The organism is Emticicia sp., from assembly GCF_049241225.1.
Taxonomy (GTDB): domain Bacteria; phylum Bacteroidota; class Bacteroidia; order Cytophagales; family Spirosomataceae; genus Emticicia.
Genome location: NZ_JBMLRC010000250.1, coordinates 1 through 8,793 on the forward strand (window position 1 = coordinate 1; position 8,793 = coordinate 8,793).

Consider the following 8,793-nt stretch of genomic DNA (forward strand, 5'->3'; position numbering starts at 1 on the left):
CTGCTTAGAATGCGGAGAACCCATCATTGGGCGGTCGGACAAAAAGTTTTGTTCAGACTTATGCCGCAATGCTTATAATAATAAGGTAAACTCCGACGCCAATAATTATGTCAGAAACACAAACAACGCTCTCCGTCGAAACCGCAAGATTTTAGAAGACCTTTGCCATGATGATAAGAGCAAAACGACACGCAGCACTCTACTCGACCGTGGTTTTGACTTTAACCTAATCACAAGCGTACGAACAACCCAAAAAGGTGCAACGTATTATTTTGTCTATGAATACGGCTACCTCGAACTCGACAATGATTTTTTCTTGGTCGTAAAAGATAACAAAGCCAAAATCGATTAGATGCTGATTTAAACTCAATCTAAATTAGGGGCTTAAAAGAGCTAAAGCATGGTTTTCAGCACTTTTTTGCTAACTTTACATCGTGAAAGCATCTATTTCAAAATTTCTGATAATAGTTTACCTATTTTCGGCAACTGAAGCAAGTCAGTTGTTGAAACTCCCTTTGCTGTTTTCACACTTCGTTGAGCATCAACAAAAAGACCCTTCAATGTCGTTTGGCGGATTCCTGCACCATCACTACGCAACCGAACACAAAGACGATGGTGATGCTGCTACTGACAACAAACTGCCTTTCAAATCGCACGACCATTGTTGTTCGTTTGTATTCCCGATTAGTATCTTTCATACGATTCAACTTTCGCAGATAAAAACCATTATCATCGAAAAGAAAAACATATTTTTTGCTTCTTCTGGCAATATCATTTCGGCATATCTTGCTTCTATTTGGCAACCGCCAAGATTCTAATTTTTAGCATACATTCGTCGAGTTTCAAACTCGTTCTGTCTCATTTTTGGTAAAACCCAACAACGAGCTATATTTCTATAAAATTACGCCATAACTTACCCGTCGTATTTGGGTGATAGTTGTGCTTATCTTATTCTATTAAAAACATGCTAAATTCAATCATTGGGTTTGCTATCAGAAACAAACTCATCGTTGGACTTTTTACGATTGCTCTCATTGGCTATGGTAGCTATGAAGTAACTAAATTGCCCATTGATGCCGTTCCGGATATTACCAATAACCAAGTACAGGTAATCACGATTGCTCCCTCGTTTGGTGCAACCGACATCGAACGGCTCGTTACGTTTCCGATTGAGCAAGCCAATAATAATATTTCTGGACTTCAAGAAATCCGAAGTTTTTCTCGCTTTGGTTTATCGCTCGTGACCATAGTTTTTGATGACGAAACCGATATTTATTGGGCAAGGCAGCAAGTGGCCGAACGCCTCCAGAGAGTACAAACCGAAATTCCTGCGGGCATCGGTGTACCCGAACTCGGTCCTGTTTCTACTGGACTGGGCGAAATTTATCAGTACGTTGTGCGTCCGAAAGAAGGTTATGAATCAAAATACGATGAAACCGAGCTTCGCACGATTCAAGACTGGATTGTCCGCCGACAACTGTTAGGGGTAAAAGGTGTAGCCGAAGTGAGTAGTTTTGGCGGAAAACTCAAACAATATTCTGTTGAAATCGACCCTCATAAACTTCAATCAAATGGCATTACCATCGACGACATTTTCAAGGCTCTCGAAAGCAATAATCAGAATACGGGTGGAGCATACATCGAAAAAGGCTCAACGGCTCTGTTTATTCGGAGCGAAGGACTTATCGGAAACTCAGAAGACATTGGCAATATTGCTATCAAAAGTTTGAGCGGTGGTACTCCCCTATTTATCAGAGATGTAGCCGAAATAAAAATCGGTCATGCAACCCGATACGGAGCCTTGACTTTCAACGATAAAGGAGAAGTGGCAGGAGCTGTTGTGATGATGCTCAAAGGGGCAAATAGTAGCGAGGTTATCAAAAATGTAAAAGACCGTGTCGCTCAGATTCAGAAAACACTTCCCGAAGGCGTAGTCATTGAGCCATTTCTTGACCGCACCAAAATGGTAAACAATGCCATCGGAACAGTAGAGAAAAACCTTTTAGAAGGAGCATTGATTGTGATTTTTGTGTTGGTGCTTTTTCTCGGAAATTTCCGAGCGGGTATTTTGGTTGCTTCGGTTATTCCGTTGGCAATGCTTTTTGCTATCATCATGATGAACCTTTTCGGAGTTAGTGGCAACCTCATGAGTCTCGGAGCATTAGATTTTGGTTTGATTGTCGATGGGGCTGTCATTATCGTAGAGGCCGTCATGCACGTGCTGGCGGGTAAACACGCTCACGGTCGGGCGGCATATACGCAAGGAGAAATGGATGATATTACCGAAAAATCAGCAGGAAAGATGATGAATAGTGCGGTTTTCGGACAAGTGATTATCTTGGTTGTGTATCTTCCCATCTTTACATTACAAGGCATCGAAGGTAAAATGTTTAAGCCGATGGCTCAGACCGTAGCTTTTGCATTGTTAGGAGCGTTTATTTTATCATTGACCTATATTCCGATGATGAGTGCCGTATTTTTGAGTAAGAAAACCAAGCACGAACCAAATATTTCGGACAGATTGATGGCGAACATCGAATACGCTTATCAATCAGCTTTGAGCAAAATTCTTGGTTTTCCGAAAGTTGTTCTTGCTGCTACCATTGGTCTTTTTGTTTTGGCACTTTTTGTATTATCAACGCTCGGAGGCGAATTTATCCCTGCTCTCGAAGAAGGTGATTTTGCCGTAGAAACTCGTGTGCTTACGGGAAGCAATCTCAATACAACCATCGAAAACACACAAAAGACTGCTCATATCTTGAAAACTCGTTTTCCTGAAGTAGAAAAAGTAGTGACCAAAATTGGTAGCGGTGAAGTACCAACCGACCCAATGCCCATGGAAGCCTGCGACATGATGGTGATTCTGAAAGATAAAAGCGAATGGACATCGGCCGAAACTTTTGATGAATTGGCCGAAAAAATGACCAAAGAACTTGCCGAAGTTCCTGGCGTAACGGTTGGCTTTCAGTTTCCTGTTCAGATGCGTTTCAATGAATTAATGACAGGTGCGAGACAAGACGTGGTTTGTAAAATTTTCGGAGAAGACCTCGATACACTCACCAAATATGCCCATCATTTGGGCGAAATCATTAGTAGTGTTGAAGGGGCAAAAAACCTTTACGTAGAAACGGTTTCGGGAATGCCACAAGTATTGATTGAATATAAACGCAATATGATTGCTCAATATAACCTTAGCATTTCTGATGTGAACCGAATCGTAAATACGGCTTTGGCAGGACAAAGCACAGGAATGGTATTTGAAGGCGAAAAACGCTTCGATTTGGTGGTAAGATTAGCGGGCGAACAAAAGAAAAACTTAGAGGATATTCAGAATTTGCTTGTTCCTACGCCAAATGGCACACAAATTCCACTTTCTCAGTTGGCCGATGTGGCTATCAAAGATGGCCCAAATCAGATTCAACGTGAAGATGCCAAACGCAGAATTGTGGTGGGCTTCAACGTTAGAGGTCGTGATGTTCAGACAATCGTAAACGAACTCCAAGATAAAGTTGATAAGAAAATAAAGTTTCCAACGGGCTATTACGTAACCTACGGCGGAGCATTCGAAAACCTCAATGCAGCCAAACAACGCCTCATGATTGCTGTGCCGGTTTCGTTGATTCTGATTTTTTTATTACTATTTTTTGCCTTCAATTCAATCAAACACGGCTTGCTAATTTATTCGGCCATTCCGCTTTCAGCCATTGGCGGAATTTTCTTTTTGGCTATGCGTGGCTTGCCTTTCAGCATCAGTGCGGGAGTTGGATTTATTGCTTTGTTTGGGGTAGCGGTTTTGAATGGTATCGTTCTGATTGCGGAGTTTAATCGCATAAAAAATGATGGTGAACATGACCTTCGGAAAGTAGTTTTGCAAGGAACAAACCTACGACTTCGCCCCGTCTTGATGACGGCTTTTGTGGCATCATTGGGCTTTTTGCCAATGGCTTTGAGTAATGGTGCAGGAGCAGAAGTACAACGCCCACTCGCTACGGTTGTGATTGGGGGTTTGCTTATTGCTACGTTTTTAACACTTTTCGTTTTACCAATTTTATACATGGTATTTGAAGGAAAAACTAAGGTTATTTCACCAAAAGCTGCTATTATTTTGCTTTTTCTGACGTTTACGCTATCGGCTAATGCTCAAACTCCAATAAGTTTGGAAGCAGCTATTGATATGGCTTTGAAAAATAACCTTGCTATCAAAAATGAAAAGATAAGGGCTGAGTATCAAAAAAGTATCATCGGAACAGCCAAGATGATTCCTAGCAGCACGATTGCACTGGAGGCTGGGCAAATCAATAGTGTTTACATGGATTCGAGGCTGAGTTTGGGGCAAAGTTTTAGTTTTCCGAAAGTTTATGAAAGTCAGAAAAACTATTATACCGAACTTTGGAAAAACAGTACTTTGAGCATTGCCGCAACCGAACACGAACTCAAAAAACAAGTAAGTCAGGCGTACTATCATTTGGTATATTTACAACAAAAACGCCAACTTTTACAGTTTGCCGATAGCCTTTACGCTGCGTTTTTAAGTCGTGCCGAACTCCGTTTGGCCAAAGGCGAAAGTAATATTTTGGAGAAAGTAACTGCCGAAAATCAACTCGGGCAAATCAATGTTCAACTACGCCAAATCGGCGAAGACATCGAATTGCTCAAACTACGTTTTCAGTATCTTCTAAATACATCGGCCAATCTGATACCCATCAGCGGGCCTTATAAACTGCAATTAGCCAATAAAGCCAGCATTGATGTTTTGAAAGAACACCCCAGTTTAAAACTCCTCAGCCAACAGCAGCAAATTGCCGAAGCCAGCATTGATGTAGAAAAAAAGAAGCTTTTACCTACTTTATCGCTGCTTTATAATAATGGAAGTATCAGAGGAACAGGAGCGGATAACGTTGTTTATAACGGTTGGCACAGATTTCAGTCGGTGCAAATTGGCGTAGGGATTCCGATTTTTGCAACGGCACAAAAAGCCAAAATTAATAGCGAAAAAGTAAATAAACTCGTGGCCGAAAGCAACTACGAAGTAGGTTTACAAAGCCTCAATAACGCTTATCTAACGGCCTTGGGCGAGTACAATAAGTTTCTGAAAACCGTAGAATATTACGAAAAAACAGCACTAAATAATGCTAATTTGATTAATACCACGGCTCAGCAACAACTCATCAATGGCAGCATCAATTATCTCGAATGGGTAACGCTCACCAATCAAGCAACCAGCATTCGGAACGATTATGTGGAAGCCATAAAAAACCTCAACGAAAGCATTATACAGCTAAATTCGTTGGTAAATTATTAAATAGTCCACGGTCAATAGACGATAGTCGACAGACGAATACATTTATTTGGATTAAGACCTTTTTTAGAAAAACTATCGACCGTTTTCTATCGACCATGGACTAACAAAAAATATCATGACAGAAAAAAAAGTAAATCCGATTCGGATGCAGCAAATTTTGGTGGCTGTTTCGATAGCATTATTTGTTATCAAGTTAATTGCTTGGTGGCTCACTTCGTCGGTAGCGATTCTGACCGACGCCCTCGAAAGCAGCGTCAATGTGATTGCGGGATTTATTGGGCTTTATAGCATCATTCTTTCGTCGAAACCTCGTGACAAAGAACATCCCTACGGCCACGGCAAAGTAGAATTTCTTTCGTCGGCCATCGAAGGGGTGCTGATTTCGATTGCGGGTTTCATCATCATCTACGAAGGAATCAATAATTTCATTCATCCCCACGAGCTAAAACAACTCGATTTTGGTTTGGCGTTGGTTGCTCTTACGGGTGCTATCAATTATTTGGTAGGTTATTATTGCATCAAAAAAGGCCGTGAAGAAAACTCCCCTATCCTGATTGCCAGTGGCTCACATTTACAGTCGGATACGTACTCGTCGATAGGGCTTTTACTCGGTGTAGGTTTGATTTTGCTCACGGGTTTTGCTTGGATAGATAGCGTAGCGGCCATCATTTTTGCCTTCATCATTATTTATACAGGCTACAAAATCATCAGAAAATCAATTTCTGGAATCATGGATGAGGCCGATGGTGCTATTATCGACCAAATAGTGGGTATTCTGAACGAACACCGCCAAACTGACTGGATTGATGTGCATAATATGCGAGTAATCGACTACGCAGGTTTCTACCATATCGACTGCCATCTGACGGTGCCTTATTATATCAATGTCAACGAAGCCCATGAGGTTTTAGACCGCCTTACCGAACTTTTCAAGCAACATTTCGATAATAAGGTAGAGTTTTTTATTCATGTTGATGGTTGTATTCCACAAAAACAATGCAGTATCTGTAATATTCCCGATTGTCCTGTCCGCCAATCGGCTTTCCTCAATCACGTTTCATGGACACACGACAATATTTTGTCTAACAAAAAACACTCTCTCAAAAATGAAAAATTTAGTTAAAATAAATAAAAATCTAATCGTCTTAGCTGCGGTTCTGCTTACCGCCTGCGGAAAGAAAGACAACACCGAGGAAACCGCCTCAGACTCAACAGCTATCGAGTCGCCGATTGCGAATTTGACCGCCAAACAAATTCAAAACATCGGCATCGTAACTGCCCCGATGGAACAAAAGACATTTTCGACAATTTTGAAAGTAAGCGGAAAAATTGATGTGCCACCCCAAAATCTTATTTCGGTGAGTGTACCCATGGGCGGATATTTAAAATCTACGCACTTGATTCCTGGAATGTTTGTGCGAAAAGGCGAAAGTATTGCGGTAATCGAAGACCAACAATATATTCAACTTCAACAAGATTTCTTGACAACACAATCGAAAATCAGTTTTCTTGAGAACGAATTCCAACGCCAAAAAGAACTCAATCAAAGCAAAGCAACCAGCGATAAGGTTTTCCAACAAGCCGAAATGGAACTAAAAACCCAGCGAATTTTGGTTAAATCTTTGGCCGAAAAACTCAAATTGGCGGGCATAAACCCCGATAAACTCACCGAAAATAATATTTCAAAAAGTATCAATATTTATTCGCCTATCAATGGCTACGTGAGCAAAGTAAATGTGAATATTGGGAAATATATTTCAAATACGGAAGTAATGTTTGAGTTAGTCAATACGAGTGACATTCACTTAGCTTTAAAGATTTTCGAGAAAGATTTAGATAAACTCAGCATCGGACAGAAAGTAACGGCCTATACCAATACACATCCCGATAAAAAATATCCGTGTGAGATTTTATTGATAGGCAAAAGCCTCAGTGAAGAACGAAACACTGATGTACATTGCCATTTTGAGGCCTATGATAAAGCCCTCATTCCTGGCACTTACATGAATGCCGAAATTGCCATCAATAATGCCAAAGCATATGTTTTACCCGAAGATGCCATCGTGAGATTTGAGAATAAACACTATGTTTTTGTGAAGAAATCCGAAACGCAATTTGAGATGGTAGAAGTACAAATCGGAAATACTGAAAAAGGTTTAACCGAAATCATCAAAACAGAAAACCTTAATAATCAGACTTTTGTAGTAAAAGGGGCTTATTCGTTGTTGATGAGTTTGAAGAATAAATCAGAAGAATGATTTTAATTTACCACGGAGGCACAGATTACATAGATTTTCACAGAATCGTCCTGTGCTAATTCGTGTAATCCGTGCCTCCGTGGTAAAATAATCTTACACCTTCACTTTATATCCTCGTAAACCAAAGTATAATACAACCACAAAGCACGCTAATGGCACCACGTAGGCCGTTTGAATATTACTCACGTCAGAAACACGGCCCATGATTAAAGGGAAAATTGCACCACCCACAATCGCCATAATCACCAACGACGACCCCAGCTTTGTTTCTTCACCCAACGATTGTACGCTCAATGAAAAAATGGTCGGAAACATAATCGACATAAAGAACTCTACGCCAATCAAACCATAAACCGACATCATTCCGCCATTCAGTACGATGATTGTCAACAACACAATACAAAGTGCCGAATAAATAGCCAAAAGTCGATTCGGACTAATAAAACGCATCAAGAAAGTACCCACAAAACGCCCAATCATAAAGCCCAGCAATGCAATGGCCAAATAATCAGCCGCAGATTTTTCGTCAATTTTGGCAGTTTGATAAAGATAGCGAATGAAAAAACTCGATACACACACTTGAGCTCCTACATAAAAAAATTGAGCAATTACTCCCCAAGTGAGGTGGCTGTGTCGCCAAATAGACTGCGAACCACCCGACATATTTATTTCGTGAGCATCTTCGGTAACTTCTGGTAAATTGGTTTTATACAAAATAGCCGCCACAACCAACACAATCACACCAATAACGATATAAGGCATTTTTACTGCCGAAGCTTCATTATCTAAATAAGCATTGAGTTGCTCAACTGACATTCGAGCAATTTCGGTATCAGAAAGCGTCACGCCCGACAAAATGAACATACCGCCTATTTTCGGAGCGATTGACGCCGCCAAACCATTGAAAGACTGGGCAAAATTGAGGCGTTGAGTTGCACCTTCGGGTTCGCCAAGTACGGTCATGTATGGATTTGCAGCTGTTTCCAAAAATGTCAAACCCGATGCAATCACGAAAAGGGCTGTCAAGAAAAACGCAAAAACACGAGTATTGGCCGCAGGAACAAACAAGAATGCACCAATCGCAAAAGTGATTAGCCCCGCAATGATACCAATTTTATAGCCGTATTTTTTCATCACCATACCTGCTGGAATTGCCATGACAAAATAGGCAACAAAAAACGCACTATCAATCAAAGCCGACTGAAAATCAGTGAGTTGACAAGCTTTTTTGAG

The 8,793-nt window shown here is 40.8% G+C and carries 6 protein-coding genes; 5 read left to right on the forward strand and 1 reads right to left on the reverse strand.

Annotated elements, in window-relative coordinates; genetic code table 11:
* From ACOVO2_RS13350 to ACOVO2_RS13370, 5 genes are all read left to right on the forward strand, one after another.
* Positions 1-352 (forward strand): hypothetical protein (locus ACOVO2_RS13350; RefSeq protein WP_421770458.1); only part of this gene is annotated, 352 nt, incomplete at its 5' end.
* 82 nt (positions 353-434) lie between these two features.
* Positions 435-818, forward strand: coding sequence for a hypothetical protein (locus ACOVO2_RS13355; protein ID WP_421770459.1), 384 nt, complete (start codon positions 435-437; stop codon positions 816-818).
* Positions 819-964: 146 nt separating this feature from the next.
* Entirely contained in the window at positions 965-5,302 is a 4,338-nt protein-coding gene (locus ACOVO2_RS13360; RefSeq protein ID WP_421770460.1) for a CusA/CzcA family heavy metal efflux RND transporter, read from the forward strand.
* Positions 5,303-5,417: 115 nt separating this feature from the next.
* Positions 5,418-6,425, forward strand: coding sequence for a cation diffusion facilitator family transporter (locus ACOVO2_RS13365; RefSeq protein WP_421770461.1), 1,008 nt, complete (start codon positions 5,418-5,420; stop codon positions 6,423-6,425).
* Entirely contained in the window at positions 6,409-7,560 is a 1,152-nt protein-coding gene (locus tag ACOVO2_RS13370; protein ID WP_421770462.1) for an efflux RND transporter periplasmic adaptor subunit, read from the forward strand. Before ACOVO2_RS13365 ends, ACOVO2_RS13370 begins: the two co-directional genes overlap by 17 nt.
* 93 nt (positions 7,561-7,653) lie before the next feature.
* Here ACOVO2_RS13370 and fucP read toward each other — a convergent pair.
* Positions 7,654-8,793: L-fucose:H+ symporter permease (gene fucP / locus ACOVO2_RS13375; protein ID WP_421770463.1), on the reverse strand; the 1,140-nt coding region annotated here is incomplete at its 5' end.